This is a genomic window from Isoptericola sp. NPDC057191 (genome assembly GCF_042670225.1).
GTDB lineage: Bacteria > Actinomycetota > Actinomycetes > Actinomycetales > Cellulomonadaceae > Isoptericola.
The window spans coordinates 1-22488 of record NZ_JBHUWC010000001.1; the positions used below are offsets into that span (position 1 = coordinate 1).

25 protein-coding genes are annotated in these 22488 nt (G+C 75.7%); 16 read left to right on the forward strand and 9 right to left on the reverse strand.

The window, feature by feature from the left end:
- Positions 1 to 937, reverse strand: a 937-nt coding sequence (locus ACFT55_RS00005) for a helix-turn-helix transcriptional regulator (RefSeq protein ID WP_380240139.1), incomplete at its 3' end; no start/stop codon positions are given.
- 32 nt (positions 938 to 969) lie between these two features.
- Between ACFT55_RS00005 and ACFT55_RS00010 the strand changes: the two genes are divergently transcribed.
- Together ACFT55_RS00010 and ACFT55_RS00015 are read left to right on the forward strand one after the other, a co-directional pair.
- A complete protein-coding gene (locus tag ACFT55_RS00010) occupies positions 970 to 1452 on the forward strand; it encodes a VOC family protein (protein ID WP_380240141.1) in 483 nt (160 codons plus the stop codon).
- 81 nt (positions 1453 to 1533) lie between these two features.
- A complete protein-coding gene (locus ACFT55_RS00015; protein WP_380240143.1) occupies positions 1534 to 2016 on the forward strand; it encodes a pyridoxamine 5'-phosphate oxidase family protein in 483 nt (160 codons plus the stop codon).
- A 4-nt stretch (positions 2017 to 2020) separates the two neighbouring features.
- Here ACFT55_RS00015 and ACFT55_RS00020 read toward each other — a convergent pair whose 3' ends face one another.
- Entirely contained in the window at positions 2021 to 2614 is a 594-nt protein-coding gene (locus ACFT55_RS00020; RefSeq protein WP_380240145.1) for a hypothetical protein, read from the reverse strand.
- A gap of 198 nt (positions 2615 to 2812) precedes the next feature.
- On the opposite strand from ACFT55_RS00020, the gene ACFT55_RS00025 reads away from it, so the two are divergent.
- From ACFT55_RS00025 to ACFT55_RS00045, 5 genes are all read left to right on the forward strand, one after another.
- The gene (locus ACFT55_RS00025; protein WP_380240147.1) at positions 2813 to 3409 is read left to right on the forward strand and encodes a TetR/AcrR family transcriptional regulator; all 597 of its coding nucleotides are present in this window, start codon (positions 2813 to 2815) and stop codon (positions 3407 to 3409) included.
- A gap of 111 nt (positions 3410 to 3520) precedes the next feature.
- On the forward strand, positions 3521 to 4900 hold the full coding sequence (locus tag ACFT55_RS00030) for an MFS transporter (protein ID WP_380240149.1): 1380 nt from the start codon (positions 3521 to 3523) through the stop codon (positions 4898 to 4900).
- A gap of 206 nt (positions 4901 to 5106) precedes the next feature.
- Entirely contained in the window at positions 5107 to 6093 is a 987-nt protein-coding gene (locus tag ACFT55_RS00035; protein WP_380240151.1) for an epimerase, read from the forward strand.
- 51 nt (positions 6094 to 6144) lie between these two features.
- Entirely contained in the window at positions 6145 to 6588 is a 444-nt protein-coding gene (locus ACFT55_RS00040) for a MarR family winged helix-turn-helix transcriptional regulator (protein WP_380240153.1), read from the forward strand.
- Positions 6589 to 6717: 129 nt separating this feature from the next.
- Positions 6718 to 8193: an MATE family efflux transporter gene (locus ACFT55_RS00045; RefSeq protein WP_380240155.1), complete on the forward strand. Its 1476-nt coding sequence runs from the start codon at positions 6718 to 6720 to the stop codon at positions 8191 to 8193.
- Between the two features lie 79 nt (positions 8194 to 8272).
- On the opposite strand, the gene ACFT55_RS00050 is transcribed toward ACFT55_RS00045, so the two are convergent.
- Positions 8273 to 8692: a MerR family transcriptional regulator gene (locus ACFT55_RS00050; protein ID WP_380240157.1), complete on the reverse strand. Its 420-nt coding sequence runs from the start codon at positions 8690 to 8692 to the stop codon at positions 8273 to 8275.
- A gap of 122 nt (positions 8693 to 8814) precedes the next feature.
- Between ACFT55_RS00050 and ACFT55_RS00055 the strand changes: the two genes are divergently transcribed.
- From ACFT55_RS00055 to ACFT55_RS00070, 4 genes are all read left to right on the forward strand, one after another.
- Positions 8815 to 10386: a SulP family inorganic anion transporter gene (locus ACFT55_RS00055; RefSeq protein ID WP_380240159.1), complete on the forward strand. Its 1572-nt coding sequence runs from the start codon at positions 8815 to 8817 to the stop codon at positions 10384 to 10386.
- 132 nt (positions 10387 to 10518) lie between these two features.
- Positions 10519 to 11853 (forward strand): hypothetical protein, encoded by a 1335-nt coding sequence (locus ACFT55_RS00060; RefSeq protein WP_380240161.1) that lies wholly within the window; start codon positions 10519 to 10521, stop codon positions 11851 to 11853.
- A 73-nt stretch (positions 11854 to 11926) separates the two neighbouring features.
- Positions 11927 to 13174, forward strand: a complete 1248-nt coding sequence (locus tag ACFT55_RS00065) for a molybdopterin-dependent oxidoreductase (protein ID WP_380240163.1) — start codon at positions 11927 to 11929, stop codon at positions 13172 to 13174.
- Positions 13171 to 13656, forward strand: a complete 486-nt coding sequence (locus ACFT55_RS00070) for a hypothetical protein (RefSeq protein WP_380240165.1) — start codon at positions 13171 to 13173, stop codon at positions 13654 to 13656. Before ACFT55_RS00065 ends, ACFT55_RS00070 begins: the two co-directional genes overlap by 4 nt.
- Here the strand turns inward: ACFT55_RS00070 and ACFT55_RS00075 are convergent.
- From ACFT55_RS00075 to ACFT55_RS00085, 3 genes are read right to left on the reverse strand one after another with little or no spacing between them, the layout of a single operon-like run.
- Positions 13571 to 14242 carry a class I SAM-dependent methyltransferase gene (locus tag ACFT55_RS00075; protein WP_380240167.1) on the reverse strand — a complete coding sequence of 224 codons (672 nt, stop codon included), beginning with the start codon at positions 14240 to 14242 and terminating at the stop codon, positions 13571 to 13573. The genes ACFT55_RS00070 and ACFT55_RS00075 overlap by 86 nt on opposite strands.
- Positions 14239 to 14961, reverse strand: a complete 723-nt coding sequence (locus tag ACFT55_RS00080) for a DUF2064 domain-containing protein (RefSeq protein ID WP_380240169.1) — start codon at positions 14959 to 14961, stop codon at positions 14239 to 14241. The genes ACFT55_RS00075 and ACFT55_RS00080 overlap by 4 nt, the downstream gene beginning before the upstream one ends.
- Positions 14958 to 15590, reverse strand: a complete 633-nt coding sequence (locus tag ACFT55_RS00085) for a glycosyltransferase family 2 protein (protein WP_380240365.1) — start codon at positions 15588 to 15590, stop codon at positions 14958 to 14960. The genes ACFT55_RS00080 and ACFT55_RS00085 overlap by 4 nt, the downstream gene beginning before the upstream one ends.
- Positions 15591 to 15809: 219 nt before the next feature.
- Here ACFT55_RS00085 and ACFT55_RS00090 point away from each other — a divergent pair, with 219 nt between their 5' ends.
- Together ACFT55_RS00090 and ACFT55_RS00095 are read left to right on the forward strand one after the other, a co-directional pair.
- Positions 15810 to 16586: a response regulator transcription factor gene (locus ACFT55_RS00090; RefSeq protein WP_380240171.1), complete on the forward strand. Its 777-nt coding sequence runs from the start codon at positions 15810 to 15812 to the stop codon at positions 16584 to 16586.
- Complete coding sequence (locus ACFT55_RS00095; RefSeq protein WP_380240173.1) at positions 16583 to 17773, forward strand: ATP-binding protein; 1191 nt, start codon at positions 16583 to 16585, stop codon at positions 17771 to 17773. The genes ACFT55_RS00090 and ACFT55_RS00095 overlap by 4 nt, the downstream gene beginning before the upstream one ends.
- Before the next feature lie 7 nt (positions 17774 to 17780).
- On the opposite strand, the gene ACFT55_RS00100 is transcribed toward ACFT55_RS00095, so the two are convergent.
- Positions 17781 to 18839: an NAD-dependent epimerase/dehydratase family protein gene (locus ACFT55_RS00100; RefSeq protein WP_380240175.1), complete on the reverse strand. Its 1059-nt coding sequence runs from the start codon at positions 18837 to 18839 to the stop codon at positions 17781 to 17783.
- 124 nt (positions 18840 to 18963) lie between these two features.
- On the opposite strand from ACFT55_RS00100, the gene ACFT55_RS00105 reads away from it, so the two are divergent.
- A complete protein-coding gene (locus ACFT55_RS00105) occupies positions 18964 to 19776 on the forward strand; it encodes an S-methyl-5'-thioadenosine phosphorylase (RefSeq protein WP_380240177.1) in 813 nt (270 codons plus the stop codon).
- 22 nt (positions 19777 to 19798) lie between these two features.
- Here ACFT55_RS00105 and ACFT55_RS00110 read toward each other — a convergent pair whose 3' ends face one another.
- Positions 19799 to 20449, reverse strand: coding sequence for a MerR family transcriptional regulator (locus tag ACFT55_RS00110; protein WP_380240179.1), 651 nt, complete (start codon positions 20447 to 20449; stop codon positions 19799 to 19801).
- Positions 20450 to 20534: 85 nt separating this feature from the next.
- On the opposite strand from ACFT55_RS00110, the gene ACFT55_RS00115 reads away from it, so the two are divergent.
- Entirely contained in the window at positions 20535 to 21023 is a 489-nt protein-coding gene (locus tag ACFT55_RS00115) for a DUF4188 domain-containing protein (RefSeq protein ID WP_380240181.1), read from the forward strand.
- A gap of 34 nt (positions 21024 to 21057) precedes the next feature.
- Here the strand turns inward: ACFT55_RS00115 and ACFT55_RS00120 are convergent, their stop codons facing one another.
- Positions 21058 to 21327, reverse strand: a complete 270-nt coding sequence (locus ACFT55_RS00120; RefSeq protein ID WP_380240183.1) for a hypothetical protein — start codon at positions 21325 to 21327, stop codon at positions 21058 to 21060.
- 400 nt (positions 21328 to 21727) lie between these two features.
- On the opposite strand from ACFT55_RS00120, the gene ACFT55_RS00125 reads away from it, so the two are divergent.
- Positions 21728 to 22450: a SprT-like domain-containing protein gene (locus ACFT55_RS00125; protein WP_380240185.1), complete on the forward strand. Its 723-nt coding sequence runs from the start codon at positions 21728 to 21730 to the stop codon at positions 22448 to 22450.
- The last annotated feature ends 38 nt before the right edge of the window (positions 22451 to 22488 follow it).

Sequence of the window (22488 nt, forward strand, 5' to 3'; positions counted from 1 at the left end):
CCCGCACCAGCTCTCGTCCCAGGCGAGCGAGCTCGGCGCGCACCTCGGGCGGGCTCACGACGCGTGCCTGCGCGCCCCAGCCGGCCAGATGCCGTGCGACGTCCAGGGGCGTGGGCGCGGCGACCCGCGCCCGGACCCGGCCGTCGTGCGGGTCGCCGCCCTCGTCCTCCTCGACGTGCCGCCCGAACTGGGCGCGCAGCACGTCGACGTGCTCGGGGGCGACGAGCACGGTCGCCCATGTCGCGGAGCGCCGTTCCTCGACCTCGTGCACGACGCGCCGCCACTCGGCCTGCAGGTCGAGGCCCTCGGGCACCGATGCCGGGTCGCCCGTGACCTCGACCGCGCGGACGCGGTCGACCCGGTACGTGAGCGGCCCGCGCTCCGTGCCCGCGACGAGGTACCAGGTCCCGTCCTTGTCGACGAGCCCCCAGGGGTCGACGACACGCCGGGAGGACCGGCCGGTCGCGCCCGTGTAGTCGAGCCGCACCTGCCGCCGCTCGACGACGGCGCGCTGCAGGTCGTCCACCTCGGGCGGCCGGGTCTGGCCGGCCGCGCTCCACCGTTCGGGGTCGACGACGACGGCCGCGGCGGCCGCCTCCGCCTCGGCACGGAAGGTGGCGGGCAGCGCGCGGACCAGCTTGCGCAGGGCGGCTCGTGCGTCGCCGGAGGACCTGGCACCCGGTCCGGCGAGCAGGAACAGGGCGCGGGCCTCGGGGGCAGTGAGACCGCTGAGGTCGGTGCGCGCGCCGCCGAGCAGCGACCATCCGCCGCCGCGCCCCGGCTGCGGGTAGACCGGCACCTCCGCGGCAGACAGGGCCTCCAGGTCCCGGCGTGCGGTCGCGACCGAGACCTCGAGGGCCTCGGCGAGCTCGGCCGCCGTCACGCGGGGGCGCGACTGCAGGTGGAGCAGGACCTGGATGAGCCGGTCGGCGCGCATCGTCCGAGACTGCCACGAAAAGTGGTCAGAGGATGAGCACTTTGACGACCAGAGTGGTGCTCATCGGGTCGACCGGCCTGATGAGCACCGACCGAGGAGCCGACATGCTGCGCGGACTGACGACCATCACCTACCTCGCCGACGACGTCGCGGCGGCTCGCGACTGGTACGCCGAGGTGCTCGGCACCGAGGCCTACTTCGCCCGGGACGCCGGGGGAACGCTCGCCTACGCCGAGTTCCGCCTCGGCGACTACCAGCACGAGCTCGGCCTCATGGACCGGCGCTTCGCTCCCCCGCAGCCGGACCACGCCGGGGGTGCGGTCGCCTACTGGGCGGTCGACGACGCGCGCGCCGCCCACGCACGGCTGCTGGAGCTCGGCGCCGCCCCCTACGAGGAGCCGGTCGAGCGCGGGCCGGGCTTCGTCACCGCGGCCGTCGTCGACCCGTTCGGCAACGTGCTCGGTGTCATGGAGAACGCGCACTACGACGACGTCCTCTCCGCCTTGCGGCGCTGACGGGGCGGACGCGTGCCAGCATGGGCGATGACGCCCAGAGACGCCCAGAGACGCTCAGGGACGGACGGCAAGGAGGCCGTGATGGCGCGCACCGACGATGCCGGACCGCAGGACGACGCCGCGCTGGCGCGCCGCGTCCTCGACGACGGCCGCTACCTGGTCCTGGCGTCCGCGGATGTCGACGGGCGCCCGTGGCCCACGCCGGTCTGGTACGCCCGGGAGGGGCGGGAGCTGGTCTGGGTCTCCCGGGCGACGACCCGGCACTCGGCCAACCTCGGGTCGCGTCCGACGGTGGGGCTGGTGGTCTTCGAGACCCCCGTGCCCGTCGACGGGCGCACGCGCGCGGTGTACGCGGAGGCCACGGCAGGCGAGGTGCCGGCGGCCGAGCGGGCGCGATGCCTCGCCGTCTTCGACCGCCGGTCCCGCGCCGAGGGTCTGGGCTCCTGGCCGGTGGAGCGCGTCGTCGCGCCCTCCGAGATGCGCCTCTACCGCGCCGTCGTGTCGCGGCTCTTCGTGCTCGAACCCGAGCGCGACGTCCGCCGCGAGGTCGAGGTCGAGCTGTAGCCCCTCACGTACCCCCTCGCGCCGTCACCACGAGGACGACGAGCGTCACCGCCAGGAGCACGTCGAGCACGCCGCAGAACTCCGCCATCGTGTTCCCGACCACGCGCCCGGTGCGGTGGTGGTAGGCGTCCCAGGCCGCGTGCGCGAGCAGGCCCGCCGCCACGAGCAAGCCGCCACCCAGGGCGTCCGCGCGGACGGCGAGCAGAGCGACGGCGGCGAGCACCACCATCGCCGTGGACTGCAGCGGCAGCGACCATGGCGGCCGGACCCGGCCGCGCGCGAGCCCGATGACCGCCAGCACCACGGCGAGGGCGATCATCCACACCGTCGGGTCCAGGTCGGTGACCTTCGCGACGCCGATCAGCACGAAGGACACCCCGAACGCCACCCAGGCCGCACCGGGGCGCGCGAGCGCCGCCGCCGCGACGTAGACGAGGCCGGATGCCGCGAGCACGGGGACCGCGTCGCGCGCGTCAGCGAGCCCTACCGTCGTGCCGGCGGCGACCAGGACGCCGAGCGCCGCGGGCCACAGCCTGGCGAAGAGCGAGCGGCGGGCACCCTCGGTGCTCGACGACCCGTGCACCTGGTCCTGGGTCATGGTCTTCCCGCTCCCGCTCGCCGACGTGGCGGCCGCCGCCCGGCGCCGCGGACGACGGCGTCCTGGACCTCGCGATCCCTGATCGCTAAACCGTACACACGAGTTCGAGTTAAGGACAAGGGCCCGGTCGATGCGACGACCCCCGGACGAGCGTCGCGGCGCTAACCTGGACGCCTCCGTCCAGCTTGGAGGTACCCGGTGGCCACGACGCCGACGACGCCCACCCCCGCTCCGGACCGCACCCGGCGGGCCGACGCCGTCCGCAACATCGAGGCGATCGTCGCGGCGGCCACACGGCTGCTGGCGACCGACCCGGAGGCGAGCGTCAACGAGATCGCCCGGGCCGCCGGTGTCGGTCGCGTCACCCTGTACGGCCACTTCGACTCCCGGGCGACGCTCGTGCGGGAGGTCGCGGACCGCGCCATCGCCCGGACCGACGAGGAGCTCGCGCGGGTGGACCTCGACGGCGACCCGCGGGAGGCGCTCGGCCGCCTGCTGGAGGTGACCTGGCACCTGACCCACCGGTACGGCGCGCTCGTGGTCGCCGCGACGCAGGCACTGCCGCCCGAGGGGATGCACCGTGCCCACGAGGAGCCCGCCGCACGGGTGCGCCGCGTGCTCGAGCGCGGCCGCGCCGCCGGGGCACTGCGCGACGACATGCCGGTCGACTGGCAGCTCAGCGTGATCCAGGCGATCCTCCATGGCGCCTCCGCCGCGGTGCACCGCGGCGAGATCACCGCCGACCAGGCCCCGGCGCTCGTCCGCGACACGACCCTGGCCGCCCTCGCCGCCTGACCTCACCGCGCCGTTCGCCCCGCGCGACACGTGCGCACCTCTTGTCGAACAGGCATGTTCGAGTTAACTTACTTGAACACCCGTGTTCGAGTTAGCGAGAGGGTCGACGCCATGACCGCTCCGGAGACCACCACCCCAGGCCCGTCCGCCGCGCCCGATCCCCGGCGCTGGCACATCCTCGGCCTGCTGGGCGTCGCCCAGCTCATGCTCATCGTCGACGTCACGGTCGTCGCCATCGCCCTGCCCGACATGGGCGCCGACCTCGGCCTCGACCGCGCCGGCCTGACCTGGGTGGCGAGCGTGTACGCGCTGGTCTTCGGCGGCCTCATGCTGCTCGGCGGCAAGACGGCCGACGTCGTCGGCCCGCGTCGCGTGGTGCTCGCCGGGCTGGCGCTGTTCACCGCCGCCTCCCTGCTCGCCGGGCTCGCCGGCACGGCGGAGACCCTGCTGCTCGCCCGCGCGCTCCAGGGCGTCGGCGCGGCGGCGATGTCGCCCGCGGCGCTGTCGGTCATCGTGCGCACCTTCAGCGGGGCCGAGCTCTCCCGCGCGCTCGGTGTCTGGTCCGCCCTCGGCGGCGCCGGGGCCGCGGTCGGCGTCCTCGTGGGCGGCCTGCTCACGTCGGGCCCGGGGTGGCCCTGGGTCTTCTACGTCAACGTCCCCGTCGGGGCCGCCCTGCTCCTCGCCCTGCACCGCACGGTGCGCCCGTGGCCCGGCTCGGGCGGCCGTCTCGACGTGCCGGCCGCCGCCCTCGCCACGCTCGCGACCGCGTCCGTCGTCTACGGCCTCGTCGCGGCCGGAGACCACGGCTGGCTCAGCGGCCCCACCCTGGGCGCGCTCGCCGGTGGGGCCGTCGGCTACACGCTGCTCGTGCTGCGCCTGCGCACCGCCGCCGCACCGCTCCTGGACCCGGCCCTGCCCACCCGACGACCCGTGGCGCGAGGCCTCGGCCTGATCTTCGTCGCGACCGCGCTGATGATCTCGGTGTTCTTCCTCGGCTCCTTCGCCCTGCAGCAGCTGCACGGGTTCAGCCCGCTCGAGACGGGGCTGTCGTTCCTGCCCGTCGCGCTCGGCACGATCCTGGGGTCCCAGCTGGCCGGCCGGGTGCTGCCGCGGCACGGCGTGCGCACGGTCTCGGTCGCCGGGCTCCTCGTCGCCGCGACCGGGTTGGCCGCCGCCGCCGGGATCTTCTCGATGACGGTCCTGGTCGTGGGGACGAGCGTCGCCGGGCTCGGTGTCGGAGCCGTGTTCGTCGCGGCGGCCGGGAGCCTCTTCTCCGCCGTACAGCCGCAGGAGGCCGGCGTGGGCTCCGGCCTGCTGAGCACCTTCCACGAGTTCGGTGCGGCGACCGGCGTCTCCGCTGTCTCGAGCATCGCCGCCGCCGCTCTCGTGACCCCCGGCTTCGACACGTTCTCCGCCGGTTACTGGTTCGCCGCCGCAGTGGCGCTCGTGGCCGGTCTCGTCTCGCTGGCTCCCCCGCGGCCGGCCGCCTGACCCGGAGGCCCGACGCCGACCTGGCCCGGCCCGGCCCGGGTCCCCCTCCGCGTCCCTGGTGCCTTGGGCGCCGGCTTCTGCTTGGATCGACGACCAGCACGTGACCCACGCGCAGGCCGAGTCGAGCTCGGTCGCCGGGCGAGGGTCGACGACGAACCCGCCCGACGAACTCGCCCGACTGACTCGCCCGACAGGGAGCTCCCTCCATGACGCCCTCCTCCCCCTCCCCCGAGCGCCGGCGCGCCGTCATCACCGGGGCGAGCGGCTTCCTCGGCACCGCGCTCGCGGGCGACCTCGTCCAGCAGGGGTACGACGTCCTGCGCGTGGGGCGGGACGGGCCGGACGCGCGGTGGGACGATGACGACGCCCTGGCGCGCGTCGTCGACGGGGCAGACCTGCTGGTGAACCTGGCCGGCAAGAGCGTCGGGTGCCGCTACACCGACGCGAACCGGGACGAGATCCTGCGCTCGCGGGTGGCGACCACCCGAGCGCTCCACGACGCCGTCACCCGCGCGGCCCGTCCTCCGCGGCTCTGGCTCAACGCCAGCACGGCGACCATCTACCGCTACGCCCTCGACCGCCCGCAGACCGAGGACGACGGCGAGCTCGGCACAGGGTTCTCCGTCGACGTCGCGCGCAGCTGGGAGGACGCCTTCTTCGACGGCGACCTGCCCGCCACCCGGCGCGTGGCCCTGCGCATGGCGATCGTGCTGGGCGGACCGGCGTCCGACCTGCTCGCGCGCGTCGCCCGGCTCGGTGCCGGGGGGCCGCAGATCGACGGGCGCTGGTTCGGGCACCGTCGCTACCGCGGCATCGGTGACCACCCCACCGGCGGGCCGGCGCCTACCCACCACAGCCACGGCCGGCAGATGTTCTCGTGGGTGCACGTCGACGACGTGCTCCGCGCGGTCCGGTTCATCGACGAGAGCGGCCTGTCCGGCCCGGTCAACGTCGCGGCGCCGCACCCCGTGGACAACCGCACCTTCATGGCCCAGCTGCGCCGGACCGTCCGCATGCCGGTCGGGATCCCCGCGCCGCGCTGGCTGCTGGAGCCCGCGATGTGGGTGCTGCGCAACGAGTCCGAGCTGGTGCTCAAGAGCCGGTGGGTGCTGCCCGCACGGCTCCAGGAGTCCGGCTTCGAGTTCCGCTGGCCCGAGCTCGCTCCGGCCCTCGACGACGCGGTGCGGCACTGACGGCCGTCGGCGTCGTTGACACTTAGATTTCTAACGGTTAGAGTTCTCATCATGACCGAGCAGCCCGTGCCCACCTCCAGCCTCGAGCTCGTCCGCTGGATCGGCTGGGCGCAGCGCAAGGCCGCCGAGGAATGGATCCGTGAGCGCGGGCTCAGCCACGAGCAGTCGTTCGTGCTCGGCTACCTGGTCCAGAACCCCGGCGCGATCCAGCGCGACGTCGCCGAGGTCAGCCGCACGAGCGCCGCGAGCGTCACGAGCCTCCTGCAGGGTCTCGAGCGCCGCGGCCTCGTCGAACGCCGGCCCGAGCCCGGCAACGCGCGCGTCAAGCGCGTCCACACCACCGCCGAGGGTGCCGCGCTCATCGCGGGCTTCACCGACGCGATCGCCGCCGTGGACGAGACGATCCTCGCCCCCCTGGACACCACCGAGCGCGACACCCTGCGATCCCTCCTGACCAAGGTCGTCGCGGAGCTGCCTCCGCCCACCCGGGACTGACCCGCCGGCGCTCCGGCGCGTCCGGGACGCACGCCCCACCCCACGTCTTCGGACGTCGCCCTACTTTCCCCTGCCTCCGCGCCGACGTGTCGTCGGCGTGCGCTCGAGCCTGCCCGGAAAGGAGCAGCCATGAGCACCACCGACCTCCCGAACCCCACCCCCGCCACCGGTCCCGACCAGAAGGACGCGGCCGCCGACAGCGTCGGCACCGACCGCTGGTACCTCGCCTCGGCCCCCATCGTCCGCGCCCTGGTGCACCTGTGCGTGCCGATGGCCGCAGCGATGATCGTCGGAGCCGTCTACAACGTCATCAACGCCGGCTTCATCGGCTCGCTCCACGACAACGCCCTGCTCGCGGCGGTCACGCTCGGCACACCGATCCTCGGTCTCGTCATGGCCGTCGGTGGGGTGTTCGGCGTCGGCGGCGGTGCGCTCGTCTCGCGGCTGCTGGGCGCGGCCGAGCAGGACCCCGCCCAGGCGCGGCAGATCCGGCACGTCTCGTCGTTCGCCCTCTGGGGCGCGGTCGCCGCCGGCGCGCTGCTCGGCGCCGCCGGGCTCATCTTCCTCCAGCCTCTCGTCACGCTCCTCGGCGCGGACGCGGCCACGGCGGCGGCGACCACCACGTACGTCGCCGTCATGCTGGCCTTCGTGCCCGTCCTCACGGCCGCGTTCTGCCTCGAGCAGCTCGTCCGCGCGGAAGGCGCCGCACGCCAGGTGATGATCGGGCTCGTCGCGTCCACGGTCGCGAACCTGCTGCTCGACGTCGTGCTCGTCCTCGTCCTGCACCGGGGCGTGGCGGGCGTCGCGCTGGCCACCGGACTGTCGAACCTCGCCGTCGTCGCCTACTTCGCCCTGTGGCTCACGCGGCGCAGCGAGCACATGAGCCTCGCGCCCCGCTGGTTCACCCTCTCCCCCGCCGTGCTCAAGCCCGTCTTCGGCGTCGGGGTCGGCGAGCTGCTGCAGGCGTCGTTCCTCATCGTCACCGCGCTGGTGCTCGACAACCTCGCCGCGGCGTACGGGGACGGCCCGCTCGCCGCGATGGGGGTCGCCGTCCGCATCGCGCAGGTGCCCGAGTTCCTGCTGATGGGCGTGACCCTCGGCGTGCTGCCGCTCCTCGCCTACTCGTACGGCAAGGGCGACCGCGGCCGTCTCGCCGCGGCACTTCGCGTGTCCACGCTCACCGTGGGCGGCGTCGGGCTGCTGTTCGCCGTCACGGTGTTCCTGCTGCGCGACCAGGTCTTCTCGGTGTTCGTCGCCGACCCCGCCGTCCTGACGATCGGCGCCACCATCCTCACCGCGCAGCTCGTGGCCATGATCGCCAACGCCTTCGCCGGCCTGGTCACGTCGCTCTTCCAGGCGACCGGGCGCGCGGTGCCCGCCATCGTCATGTCCGTGTCCCAGGGGGTGCTGTTCATCCCCGTCGTCATCCTCGGCAACCTCTGGTTCGGGCTGCCCGGCATCATCTGGGCGCTCACCGTGACCGAGGTGGTCGTGTGCCTCGTCGGCCTCGTGCTGCTCGCCGCGACCCGCGGCGCCATCGAGCGCGGGCTCGCCCAGGGCAGCCCGGAACGGGCCGCGGCGACCCTCGAGCAGGCCGCTGCCTGAACCTGACCTCACCCGGTGGGCGAGTCCCGGGCGGGTGCGAGGCACGATCGTCCTCGCCGCGGGCTGGACAACCGCGGGGTCAGCGCCGGCGGGACCGCAGGAGGCCGATGAACTCGTCAGCCATGTCGAGCTTGCGCGCGAGGTCGGCGCGCCGCTCCTCCGCCCGGGCGACGTAGTCCGCGAGCCGGGTGCGCGTCTCGTCGAGGTCGTCGACGTCCGACCCGTCCGCGGCGTCGAGACGGTCGACGAGGTCGAGCAGGTCGCTCATCTCCTCGAGGGTGAACCCGAGCGGCTTCATCCGCCGGACGACGAGGAGCCGCTCGACGTCACGCTCGGTGTAGAGCCGGAACCCGCCGTCCGTGCGCCCGGACGGGCGCAGGAGGCCGACGTCGTCATAGTGCCGGAGGGTCCGCAGGGACAGGCCCGTCCGCTCGGCGACGGCACCGATGTGCATCGTGCCCGCCGTCGTCCCGGTGGTGTCGTCGCTTCGCCCGTCCATGGGTCCCGATTGTCCCCGATGCGGGCAGGTGAACTCTACCCTCACGTCAGGTTAGAGTTGCTGTCGCGTCCGAGCCTTCCGCCGACGCCCTCCCCCACCTCGCAGTCCCGAAGGAATCCCGCGTGCCCGACGCTCCCCGCACCCCCGTGCCCCCGCCCGCCCCGCGACCGGCCCCCGCCGCCGGAGCGCCCGAGGCGACGGCGTCCGGGTCGTTCCGGGCCGCGTTCAGCTCCGCCCGGACGCTGCGCACGGAGGTCCTGGCGGGACTCGTCGTCGCCCTCGCGCTGATCCCCGAGGCGATCGCCTTCTCGATCATCGCGGGCGTCGACCCGCGCATCGGCCTTTTCGCGGCCTTCACGATGGCGGTCACCATCTCGTTCGTCGGCGGCCGGCCCGCCATGATCTCCGCCGCCACCGGCGCGGTCGCGCTCGTCGTCGCCCCCGTGGTGCGCGAGCACGGCACGGACTACCTCGTCGCGACGGTGATCCTCGCCGGGGTGTTCCAGATCGTCCTCGGCCTGGTCGGGGTCGCCAGGCTCATGCGCTTCATCCCGCGCTCCGTCATGGTCGGCTTCGTCAACGCGCTCGCGATCCTCATCTTCACCGCGCAGCTGCCGCACCTGTTCGGCGACAAGGTCTCCGCCGACAACCGCTGGCTCATCTACGGCCTCGTGGTCGTCGGCCTGATCGTCATGGTGCTGCTGCCGCGCTGGACCACGATCATCCCGGCACCCCTCGTCGCGATCGTGCTCCTGACGGCCGCCACCGTGCTCGCGGCGATCAACGTCCCGACCGTCGGGGACGAGGGCCAGCTGCCCGAGTCGCTGCCCTCGCTGCTCCTGCCCGACGTGCCCCTCAACCTCGAGACCCTGCGGATCATCGCGCCGTTCGCCCTCGCGATGGCCCTCGTCGGGATCATCGAGTCGCTCCTGACCGCCAAGCTGGTCGACGACATCACCGACACCCACTCCGACAAGACCCGCGAGACGTGGGGCCAGGGCGTGGCCAACCTCGTCACCGGCTTCTTCGGCGGCATGGGCGGCTGCGCCATGATCGGCCAGACCATGATCAACGTGAAGGCCTCGGGCGCCCGGACCCGCCTGTCGACCTTCCTCGCCGGCGCCTTCCTGCTCGCCCTCGTCGTCGGGCTCGGCGACGTCGTCGCGATCATCCCGATGGCCGCCCTGGTCGCCGTGATGATCATGGTGTCCGTCGGCACCTTCGACTGGCACTCCATCAAGCCGTCCACCCTGCGGCGGATGCCCAAGTCCGAGACGGCGGTCATGCTCGCCACCGTCGTCGTCACCGTCCTCACCCACAACCTCGCCTACGGCGTCCTCGTCGGTGTGATCGTCGCCGCGGTCCTGTTCCTCCAGCGGGTCTCCCACCTGACCACCGTTCGCCGCCTCGACGCCGAGGACGCCGACGACGAACGCGTCTACGCCGTCGACGGCGAGCTCTTCTTCGCCTCCTCGAACGACCTGGTCTACCAGTTCGACTACACCGCCGACCCCCACCGCGTCGTGATCGACATGACGAACGCGCACGTGTGGGACGCCTCGACCGTCGCCGCCCTCGACGCCGTGCAGCACAAGTACGCCGCGCACGGGAAGGTCGTCGAGTTCCGCGGGCTGAACGCCGACAGCACCGAACGGCTCGACCGCCTGGCCGGCAGGCTCGGCGCCGGCCACTGACGACGCCGACCTCGGGACCCGTCCCGGAGGGCGCTCTCCGTCAGCACACCGTCAGGTGCCGGTGACCCGCCGCACCCGGTCCCCGCAGACCAGCGCCGGTAGCGTCGGAGCAGCCGTCCCGAGGAGGTCCGCGTGCCGCACGCGCCCGACCGCCCGCGCGCCGCGTGGGTGCTGCCCGCCCTGACCGTGGCCGGGCTCGCCGCCGCGGTGGGCGCGCTCGCGGCATGGGCGCACGCGCTGCGCGGCCAGGACGGCGTCGTGCTGCTCACGGGCGCCGAACCGTTCGTCGGACACTGGGACGTTCGTGCCGGGGTCGGCACGGCCGTCGCCGTGGCGGTCGCCGGGGCCGTCGTGGCGTTCGGCCCGCGCCTCGCGACGATCCTGCGCTGGCCCGCCCTGCTGGCCGCCGCCGGTGGTGGCGCCTTGGCCTTCGCCCTCGCGCTCGGCGCCCTGGTGTCGTGGGACGACCTCGCCGCGCCCCTCGCGGGCCCGCACGAGTACCTGCCCGCCGTCCCGGCGGCCGCCGCGGACCCGGCAGCCTTCGTCCGTACCTTCACCGCGCGACTGCCCGACCAGCCCATCCACGTGCGCGGGCACCCGCCCGGCTTCGTGCTCCTGCTCGCCGGGCTGGACCGGCTCGGGCTCGCCGGCGCGGGCTGGGCCACCGCCGTCGTCGTCACCGCCGGTGCCGGCGCGGTGGTCGCGGTCGCGATCACGCTCCGCCGGCTGGGTGGCGCCCCCGGCGAGGGCACCGCCCGCCGCGCCCTTCCGGCGGTCGTGCTCGCGCCCGCCGCGCTGTGGGTCGCCACCAGCGCGGACGCGCTCTTCGCCGCCGTCCTCGCCTGGGGTGTCGCGGCGCTCGCCGTGGCGTCGACGACGGCACGTCCCGGCGCCCGGTGGACGGCGGCAGTCGGCGCGGGGGCGCTCCTGGGGGCGTGCCCGTTCCTCTCCTACGGCCTGCTCCACATGGGCGTCGTCGCGCTCGTCGTCCCGTTCGTCACCCGGCGGTGGGCGCCGACGGTCGTCGCGGGCGCCGTCGTCCTCGCCACCGTCCTCGCCTGGGGTGCCGCCGGGCTGTGGCTGTGGGACGGGCTGGCGGCCACGCACGAGCAGTGGGGGGCAGGCTCGGGCACGGGCCGCCCGTACCTCTACTTCCTCCTGGCGGACGTCGTGCTGCTGGCGGTCCTCGTCGGTCCCGCCGGGACCGCCGGCCTCGTGGGGGCACGCCGGCTGGACCCCGCGACGCGCGCGCTGGTCCTGGTGGCCGTCGCCTCCGCCCTGCTCGGCGCGGTCCTGGGGTTCGAGCGCGGCGAGGTGGAGCGGATCTGGCTGCCGCTCGCGTGCTGGGTGGCTCCCGCCGCAGCCACGCTCGTCGACCCGGCCCGGCTCGCGTCGTGGCGGTGGTGGTGCGGCGCACAAGGGCTCGCCGCGATCGCGCTGGCGACCGTGCTGCGGTCGCCGTGGTGACCGTCGGCGGCTGACGAAAGGGCGTCAGACAGCCGTCAGGTCCCGGCCGGAGAACCGCTCCTAGGCTCGGGACATGCCCTTCCCCGAGGTCCGCCCGACGCCTCCCGGCGAGCCGGCGCGCCGCCTCGTGCCGCCCCGTTCCGACGACTTCCGCTCGCCGGTGCACGACCCGCGGGTCGTGGCGCGGGTCGGCGTCCTGCTGGGGTCGGCCGTCGTCGTCCTGTTCCTCACCGGGCTGGTGTCGCACCTGTCCCAGCACCCCGTGGCGTGGCTGCCGCTGCCGTGGGGTCCGACGCCGTCCTGGGGGTACCGGCTCACGCAGGGCACGCACGTCGCCGTCGGGTTCGCGTGCGTGCCGCTGCTGCTCGCCAAGCTGTACGCGGCGTACCCGCGGCTGTTCGAGCGGCCCCCGGTGCGCGGGCCCCTGCACGCGGTCGAGCGCGCGTCCGTCGCGGTGCTCGTCGCGGCGACCACCTTCCAGATCGTCACCGGCGTGCTCAACGTGTTCCAGGTGTACCCGTGGCGGTTCAGCTTCGTCGCGGTGCACTACGCGGCGTCCTGGGTGGTCGTGGGCTCGGTGGTCGTGCACGTCGGCGTCAAGCTGCCCGTGATCGTCGCCGCCTTGCGCCGGCCGGTCGGCGAGGACGCCCCACAGCCGGACGCGCCGGAGGTGCAGGAGGGACAGGACGAGGACGGCGCGACCACGCGTCGCGGGTTCCTCGCCGCCGTGGCCGTGACGACCCTGGGCGTCGTCGCGCTCACCGTCGGCCAGACCGTCCGCCCGCTCGCGCCGGTCGCGCTCCTCGCGCCACGCGACCCGCGGGTCGGGCCGCAGGGACTGCCGGTGAACAAGACGGCGCGGTCCGCCGGGGTGGAGACCGCGGCGGCCGACCCGGCCTGGCGGCTCCGGCTCGACGGGCCGGGCGGCGCGCGCGAGCTGGCGCGCGCCGACCTCCTCGCGCTCGCGCAGGCCACCGCCGTCGTGCCGATCGCGTGCGTGGAGGGGTGGAGCGCCACCGCGACGTGGAGCGGGGTGCGCGTGCGCGACCTCGTGCAGCTCGTCGGCGGCACGGACCGTGACGACGTGCGGGTCGAGAGCCTGCAGGAGGGCGGGTCGTACCGCGAGTCGGTGCTGCCCGCGGCCTGGATCGCGTCGGACGACACCCTCCTCGCGCTGCGCCTGGGCGGCGAGGACCTGGACCTCGACCACGGCTTCCCCGCGCGGGTGGTCGCGCCGAACCGGCCCGGGGTGCTGCAGACCAAGTGGGTCGGGCGGATCACGGTGCTCTCCGCCGCCGGTGCTGCGGGAGGTGCGGCGTGAGCGCGGACCGGGCGGTGCGCACCTGGCGCCGGGTGCTGGTCGCGGCCGGCGCGGCGCTGCTCGGCTTCGGCCTGTGGACGGCGTGGTCCACCGTCCCGCAGGGCCAGTGGCTGTCCGCCCTCACCTGGCTCGCCGGCGGGGTGGTGGTGCACGACGCCGTCCTCGCCCCCATGGCCGTCGCGGTCGGCGCGCTGGTGCTCCCCCGCGTCCCCGCGGTGTGGCGCGGCCCGCTGCGCGGCGGGCTGCTCGCGGCGGGCGCCCTCGCGGTCCTGTCGGTCGCCCTGCTCGCCGGGGCGGCCGACCGCCGGAACTGGTCGGTGGTGCCGCACGAGCCGTGGCCCGCCGTCGCGACCGTGGTGCTCGTCGTGGGCGCCGGGGTCGTGGCCGGCGCGTTCCTCAGCGCAGGTCGGGACCCGGGGGCGCGGACTTCCGGAGGACGACGGCGGTCCGGCCGGCGGCCGTCCACTCCTCGGCCACGCTGAGGCCGACGCCGGCGGCCACGTCCCGCAGCGCGTCGGCGCCCAGCCGGGCCCACGGCATCGCGTGGCTGTGCCGCCCGTCGGCGGCCCGCAGGACGACGGGCGACAGGTCGCACGCCTCCCGGTCGGGGTCGGTCTCGACGAGGACGCCGCCCGCCGGGCGCACGAGCTCGGCACACCGCCGCAGCAGCGCGGACGGGTCGCCGCCGATGCCGATGTTCCCGTCCGCCAGCAGCACGGTCCCCCAGCGTCCCTCCCCCGGCAGCGCCGCCTCGACCGCGCGCCGCAGCGCGACGGCGCCGCGGTCCCGAGCCTGGCGCACGGCCGCCCGCGAGACGTCGATCCCGAGGCACGGCACCCCGCGGCGGCCGAGCTCGGCGGCCAGCCGGCCGGGGCCGCAGCCGACGTCCAGCACGGGACCCACGCAGCGTGCGAGCAGCACGTCGTCCGACGCCGTCGCGGGCGCTGCCCACGTGCCGACGTCGAGCGGGCGGGCCCCGTCCTCCTGCTCCACCATCACGGGGACGCCGCCGAGGGCGGCCTCGTAGAGCACGACGGGGTGGTGCCGCCGTGCGGCGGACACCGTCATGAGGCGATCCGCCGCGTACCGTCCTGCACGGCGCCGGCCTGCACCGCGCCGGCCCGCACCGCGGCGTGCCACCGGCGCGCGAACCGCGTGCCGGGCGCCGCACGCGCCACGGCCTCGGCGTCGTCGGGCTCGTCGACGTCCCGCAGCTGCGGCAGCAGGCCCACGCTCAGGCCGTGGGAGCGCAGCCGCGCGAGCTGCGCGGCACCCGTGGTCGGCACCGACATCGGCACGTCGAGGAAGAGGGCCGGGTCGGGGGCACGCAGACCGATGGCCCAGTAGCCGCCGTCGGGCGCGAGCCCGAGCACGGCGTCGTGCCCCGCGAGGTCGACCCGCGGCAGCAGCGGTCCGAGCTGCGGCGTGTCCATCCCCACGAGGAGCGCCGGGCCGGGGTGGCTCGCGAGCACGTCGCCGAACGCCCCGGCCAGGCGGCGGTCGAGGCCGCCGGGCCGCTGCGGGAGCACGGTGAAGCCGGGCGGCACCCACGGACCGGGCACGCCGTCGAGCACCAGCACGTGCTCCCCCGGCAGCGCCGCGACCGCCTCGCACGTGTCCGCGAGCGCCGCGGCGGCGACGTCGGCCGCCTGCTCGGGGGTGAGCCGGCTCGTGAGGCGTGTCTTCACGCGGCCGGGCACGGGGGCCTTGGCCAGCACGACGATCGTGCGGGGCGGGTCGACGGGCAGGTCGACGGGCAGCTCGACGGGCAGGTCGCGGCCCGTCACGACGCGAGCACCCGCGACATGTCGCGCACGGCACGCCACGCGCCGAGCGGGGTGCCCGTCACCTTCGAGCGTCCGACGCGCGGCCGGTACGGCACGCCGACCTCGTGGACGCGCCATCCGGCGTCGGCGGCGGCGACGAGCATCTCGAGGGGGTACCCGGAGCGGCGGTCCGCGAGGTCGAGCCGGAGGAGAGCCTCGCGGCGTGCGGCGCGCATCGGGCCGAGGTCGTGCACGTCGGCGCCGGTGCGCCGGCGGGCGCGCCGCGCGACCTCCCGGTTGGCGAGGCGCAGGTGCCAGGGCCACGCGCCGGGCTCGGGCAGGCGGCGCCCGAGGACGAGGTCGGCGTCGCCGCGGGCGACGGGGTCGACGACGCGGGGCAGGTCGGCGGGATCGAGGCTCGCGTCGGCGTCGCAGAACGCGACGACGTCGGCCGTGGCGGCGCGCAGCCCGGCGTCGCACGCCGCCCCGAAGCCACGCACGGGCGCGGGCACGACGAGCGCCCCGTGCGCCCGCGCGACGTCCGCGGACCCGTCGGTCGACCCGTTGTCGACGACGACGGCGCGCATCCCGGCGGGCAGCCGCGGCAGCAGCCAGGCGAGGCCCTGCGCCTCGTCGAGGCACGGCAGCACGACGTCGACGCCGGGCGGGGCGGTCCCCGCGAGGTCGACGGCACGCTCGGGTGCGGGCGGCCCGGGCGGTCGGAGGTTGGTCACCCCCCGACCGTACGAGCGGCGGGCCGCACCGGCGCCGTGGACGGACCTGACGATCGGCTGACGGTCGCTCGCCGGGGTGCCCACCGGGCCTGTGCTCGCGACCGGCGCGCACGGTCGCCGGGCTACTGTGCTGGCATGAGCACAGCGGCGGGAGACGACCGCGCGGAGACCTCGCGCGGCACGGTGTCGCGCGTCCTCGTCGTGGACGACGACCCCCTCACCGCGGCGAGCGTCGCCGCGCACGTGACGGCGTCCGGGCACGCGGCGCGCACGGCGACCGACGCGGTCGAGGGCGAGCGCACGTGGCGGACCTGGGAGCCGGACGCCGTGGTGCTCGACGTGCGCCTGCCCGGCCGCTCGGGCCTGGAGCTGCTCGCCCGGCGGCGCGAACAGGGCGACGGGACGCCGGTGCTGCTGCTGTCCGGGCTCGGCGCGGTGGACGACCGCGTCGGCGGCCTCGAGGTCGGCGCCGACGACTACGTCGTGAAGCCGTTCGACGCCCGCGAGCTCGTGCTGCGGGTCGAGGCGCTCCTGCGCCGCGGTCCCGGTCCTGTCGAGAAGGCCCCGACCCGGGTGGTCGCCGGCGACCTCGTGGTGGACGGCGCAGACCGCACCGCGACGTACCACGGGCGTGTCGTCGCGCTGACGCCGCGGGAGTTCGCCCTGCTGCACTTCCTCGCGTGCCAGCCGGGACGGCCGTTCGGCCGCGCCGAGCTGCTGCGCCGCGTGTGGGGGTGGAGCTTCGGCGACGACTCGACCGTCATGGTGCACGTGCGGCGGCTGCGGGCCAAGCTCGAGGACGACCCCGCGGAACCCACCCTCATCGTCAACCTGCGCGGTTCCGGGTACGCGCTCGCGGCACCCGCCGCGGGCGCGGACGCCGACGCCGACCACCGGGTGGTGGCCGGATGACCGACACCGGGTTCATGCTCGCGGTCACCGCGGGCTGTGCGGTCGTGGTGGGCCTCCTCGGGGCGTGGGCGGTCCGCGGAGCCCGGCGGGTGTCCCTCGTGCTCGCGCTGGTCCTCGCCGCGCTCGTGCCGTTCGCGGCCGTGGTGCTGGCCCTGTCCATCAACGTCTCCGCGATGTTCCTGTCCGAGCACGACGCGGGCGTGGTGCGGCTGGTGCTGGGCGCGTCCTCGGTGCTCGCCGCGGTCATCGCGGTCGTGCTGGGCCGCACGGTGGCCGAGGACGCGCGCCAGGTCCGGGTCCTCGCCCGACGTCTCGCGGACGAGTCCGAGGCCCGCGAGGCCGGTCGCCCTGCGGGCGCGACGGGCGGCGCTGCGGGCGTGGACCTGGGCACGGTGCCCGTCACGGTGCCCGCGACCGCCGAGCTGGCGCGCGTCGTCGCGGACCTGGAGGAGACGAGGGTGCGGCTCGACGCGGCCCGCGAGAGCGAGCGCGCCGCGCAGGCCGCCCGCCGCGAGGTGGTCGCGTTCGTCAGCCACGACCTGCGCTCGCCGCTCGCCGGGGTGCGCGCGGCGGCCGAGGGGTTGCGCGACGGCGTGTTCGCCGACCCGGCCCCCGCGCTGGACGGGATCGTCGCCGCGACCGAGCGCATGGCCCGGATGATCGACGACCTGTCGGAGCTCGCCCGCCACGACCGGCCGCGCGAGCGCCCCGAGTCGCGCGCGGTCGACATGGCGGACGTGCTCGACCGGGTCGCCGCGCACGCGCGCCCCGTGGCACGGTCCGTCGGTGTCGAGCTGCGCCTGGACGTGCGCGACGAGGTGCTCGTCCTGGGCGACCCGGACGACCTCGAGCGCGTGCTGGACAACCTGGTGACCAACGCCGTGCGTGCGAGCGGGACCGGCGCGCCGCGCCCTTCCGGTGCGGCGCGCGGCGTCGTGACGGTCGAGGCGGCGGTCGTCGACGGTGCCGCGCGTGTCGTCGTGCGCGACACCTGCGGCGGCATCCCCGCCGACGCGCTGCCGCACGTGACCCGGCCCGGCTTCCAGGCCGGCGGGGCGGCCGACGGCGCCGACGGGCTGGGGCTGGCGTTCGTGGACCAGGTCGTGGACCGGCACGGCGGCACCCTGGACGTCGCGTCCGCCGACGAGGGGTGCCGCGTCGAGGTGCGGCTGCCCGCCGCGGGCTGACGCCCCTTCAGGCGACGAGCTGGGCGAGCCCCTCGGCCAGGCTGGTGCGGGCGTGCCAGCCCAGGACCGTGCGCGCCTTGGCGCTCGACGCGGTGACGTGCCGGACGTCGCCCGCCCGCCACTCGCCGGTGACGACCGGGGCGGGGGCGTCGAGCAGCGCCGCGACCAGGCGCGCGACCTCCCCGATCGTCGTGACGGTGCCGGACCCGATGTTGAACGCCTCCACCCGCCCGGCGGCCTGCGGCTGCTCGACGGCGGCGACGACGGCGCGCGCGACGTCGTCCACGTGCACGAGGTCGCGGCGCTGCCCGCCGTCCTCGAAGACCTTCGGCGCCCGCCCGTGCTCCGCCTCGGACCGGAAGATCGACGCGACCCCGGCGTAGGGGGTGTCGCGCGGCATCCCCGGCCCGTAGACGTTGTGGAAGCGCAGCGCGGTCGCGGTGGCGCCCGTGGCCCGCGTCCACGAGGCGAGCAGCCGCTCCCCGTGCGCTTTCGTGTCGGCGTACACGTTGCGGGGGTCGGCCGGGGCGTCCTCCCCCACGAGCCCGGGACGCAGGACGCGTCCGCACGCCGCGCACCGGGGGTCGAAGACGCCCTCGGCCAGGTCCGTCTCCGAGCGCGGCGGCGGGCTCGTCGGCCCGTGCTCGTCGCACGCGTACGCCCCCTCGCCGTAGACGACCATCGAGCTCGCGTACACCACGTGCGGCGGGCGGGAGCCGGCGTCGGCGGCCGCGCGCAGCAGCACCGCCGTGCCGAGGTCGTTGGAGGACACGTAGTCGTCGATGTCGCCGATGCCCACGCCGAGCCCGACCTTCGCGGCCAGGTGCACGACGGCGTCGCACCCGGCGAGCGCCCCGCGCACGGCGTCGCCGTCCCGCACGTCCGCGTGGACGAGCGGGACGCCGTCCGGGAGGGCGGGGTGCGGAGACCCTGCGTGACGGCTTCGTGCGCCGTGCACGTCGGGCCGCAGGGAGTCGAGGACGAGGACGTCGTGCCCGGCGGCGGCCAGGGCAGCGGTGGCGGCGGAGCCGATGAAGCCGGCCCCGCCGGTGACGAGGATGCGCATCACCCCAGCATCCCGGGCAGCCCGGGCTCCCGACAGCGGCCGCGCCTGACGATCGGCTGACGAAGGCGCCGTCGTGCCTCCTCGCGCCCTCGTCCCGGCCCGGCCGCGGTCTACGGTGGCGACCGTGAGCGAACCGACCGCACCCGTGGGCATCCTGGGCGGCTCCGGCCTGTACCGGCTGCTCGACGACCCCGAGCCCGTTCCCGTGACGACGCCGTTCGGAGACCCGTCCGACCCGCCCAGCCGCGGCACGTTCGGCGGACGGCCCGTCGTGTTCCTGCCGCGGCACGGCGCGGACCACCGCATCCCGCCGCACCGCGTGAACTACCGCGCGAACCTGTGGGCGCTGCGCTCCCTGGGCGTGCGGCAGGTGGTGGCCGCGTCGGCCGTGGGCGCGCTCGTCCCGGAGCTCGGGGCGGGGACCGTCGTCGTGCCGGACCAGATCATCGACCGCACGTCGGGGCGCGAGCACACCGTCTACGGAGACGTCGGCACAGTGGTGCACGTCCCGTTCGCCGACCCCTACTGCCCCCGCGGCCGGGTCGTCGCGGTGAACGCCGCACAGGCCGGCACGCTGCCCGCCGTGGACGGCGGGACCATGGTCGTGATCCAGGGCCCGCGCTTCTCCAGCCGGGCCGAGTCCCGCCGCAACGCCGCCGACGGCGGCACCGTCGTCGGGATGACGGGGATGCCCGAGGCGGCCGTCGCGCGCGAGCTCGCCCTCTGCTACACGACCCTGGCGCTCGTCACCGACGCCGACGCCGGCGTGGACCGCGACTCGTCCGTCTCCCACGCGGCCGTGCTGGAGATGTTCGCGCGCAACGTCGGCGCGCTGACCGACGTGCTGCGCGACGTCGTCGCCGACCTGCCCGACGACGACTGCCACTGCCGGCACGTGCTCGACGGGCTGGAGCTCCCCTTCGAGCTGCCCGCGTAGAGGACGACGCGCACGGGCGTCCTCAGTCGGCCGGTGCGACGTCGGCGCTCGCCCGCTGCTGGGCCATGCGCCGGAGCGTGAGCAGCACGGGGTCCGTGAGCAGGGTGCCGACGACCACGCGCTTGACGGCCCCGGCACCGTCCTCGGGCACCGACGCGACGTCCGCGGCGGCCACCGTCTCCGCCCCCTCGGCGAGGGCGTCGAGGTAGGCGTCGGGCAGGTCGATGCCCGCGGCCTCGGCCGCCCGGAGCTGGCCGGCGAGGCGGGCGACGAGCGGGTCGTCGTCGGGACACCAGTCCCGGGTCGCGACCAGCTCGGCGGCGCGCGCCTGCCACGGATCGGGCCCGTCGGCGGGCCCGTCACCCGGCGCGGGGCGGTCCTGCTGCCGGCCCTCTTCGCGCGCGAGCATGACGCGCTGCGCCGCACCGAGCAGCTCGTGCCGGGTGGACGGCGGGTCGTCCAGGACCGCGAGGACCTCGCGCACCGCGCCGAGCGACAGGCCGGCGGAGTCGGTGAGCGCGCGGACCAGCCGCACTCGCTCGACGTGCGTCGCGTCGTACAGGGCCTGGGTCCGGGCGGTGGCCGTACCGGTGTGCAGCAGACCCTCGCGCAGGTAGTACTTCAGCGTCGCGACCGGGACCCCGGTGCGTTCCGCGAGACCTGAGATGCGCATGTTCCTCCGTCCGACCTCTTGACATTGGAGAGTAGCACTCCCCAATATTGGGGAGTCGCACTATCCGTTCTCACGGAGGTCACTCATGTCCACCCTGACGACCCACCAGCACGAGGGCAGCCTCGCCGTCTTCCTCATCGGCGCGCGGGTGGTCAAGCCCTGGCGCCCCGACGCGTGGCTGCCGGCGTTCACCGCGATGGGGCCGATGCTCGCAGAGCTGGCCCGCGACCCCGACGCCGGCCTCCTCCACGCGCGCACCGCGATCGACGCGGACCTGCGCGGAGTCACCGTCGTGCAGTACTGGCGCAGCATCGAGGACATCTACCGCTACGCCAACGCCGACGAACGGCGCCACCGCCCCGCCTGGCTCGCGTTCTACCGCCGCGCGCACCGCGTGCCGGGCGCCGTGCAGGTCTGGCACGAGTCCTACGCCATCCCGGCCGGCGGTCACGAGAGCCTCTACGCCGACGCGCCCCGGCCCTTCGGCATCGCGCGCGCCACCGGCAGCGTGCCCGTCTCGCGCCGGGGCCGCACCGCCCGCGAGCGGCTGGGCAACCCGGTCGCGCCGCAGTGAACCGAGGTCCGGCGCGGCGCCGGGGGACGTCGGGTCACGACCCGCGCGGGTCCGGCCATCCGGCGAGGTGACCGAGCCAGGCGATCGCGATCCACGGGCCGTGGAGCTCGAAGTCCCCGTCCGCCCCGGCCACGTGCGCCGTGCAGTCGTCGGCAGGACCCGTCATCTCACGGTCGGGGACGATGCCCGTCAGGCGCACAGCCGTCAGGTCGAGATCGATGCGGCGCGGCAGGCCGGGTGGGACGACCCAGGCGCGGGTGGCGGACAGGTGCAGCATCGGCCGGTCGGCGTGCTGACCGGGCATCCACGGCACGGTGCCCGTCGTGACCGCGCAGGTGAACCCAGGGATCGCCTTCGCCGGATCGCGTGGGAGGCGGCGGCGGGCGAGCGGGCGCGGCCAATCGACAGAGCCCCCGCCGGAGTCGAGAGCGACCAGGATTCCGGCCACCACGACCTCGACCAGCGCCGCGAAGGCTCCCTGTGCCACCCGTCCGGCCCGGGTCTGCGGACCTGGCGACCGCCAGCCGATCAGGTCGCGGACTCGCGGCTGCCGGCTCACGGCTGCGCACCGTTTCGGGTCATGACGAACAGTGTGAGGCAGCTCCTCCCCTGCCGAGCTCTGGGGCACCTGCCGCTCGGCGGTCGGTCCGTTACCGTGGTCGCCGGTCCGGCGAACTCCGCCGGAGGCTGAACGGACGGGGCGGATGGCTCGAGCGCACCAGGGACCCGCGGGTCAGGACGGGGACGACCTGCTCGACCTGCTCGACACCCTCGACATCGACGACGGCACGCCGGACGGCAGCGCCCCGATGCCGCTGGACGAGCTGGCCGTGCTCGCCCGGTCGCTGATGGACCAGCACGGCCTGCACGACTGGGCGTTCGCGTGGGACCGCGCGGTGCGCCGGGCCGGGGCGACGCGGTGGAAGTCACGCACCATCTCCCTGTCGAAGCCGCTGATGCTCCGGTTCCCCCGCGAGGACGCGCGCGACACGGTCCTGCACGAGGTGGCGCATGCCCTCGTCGGGCACCGCCACGGGCACGACGCCACCTGGAAGGCCAAGGCCGCCGAGATCGGCGCCCGACCCCAGCGCTGCTTCGACGCGTCCATCGCCCAGGTCGACGGCGACTGGACCGGCACCTGCCCGCGGGGGCACACCCACAGCCGGCACCGCGCGCCGAAGCACGCCGTCGTCTCGTGCGGCCTGTGCGCCCCGAAGAAGTTCGACCGCCGCTACCGGCTCACGTGGACGTGGAGGGGCGTCGCCGTCCTGACGCCCGGGAGCCGCGTGGAGCTCGTCGGCGACGACGCCTGGCGCGGCAGCCGCGGACGCGTCACCAAGCTGCTGGACACCCGCTACGCCGTCACCCTCGACTCCGGACGGCGGCTCCACGTGCCCTTCGACCTGGCCGCGAGCGCGCGGCGCTGACGGCGTCGCACGTCGCAGGTCCGGCTCCGTGCCGCACG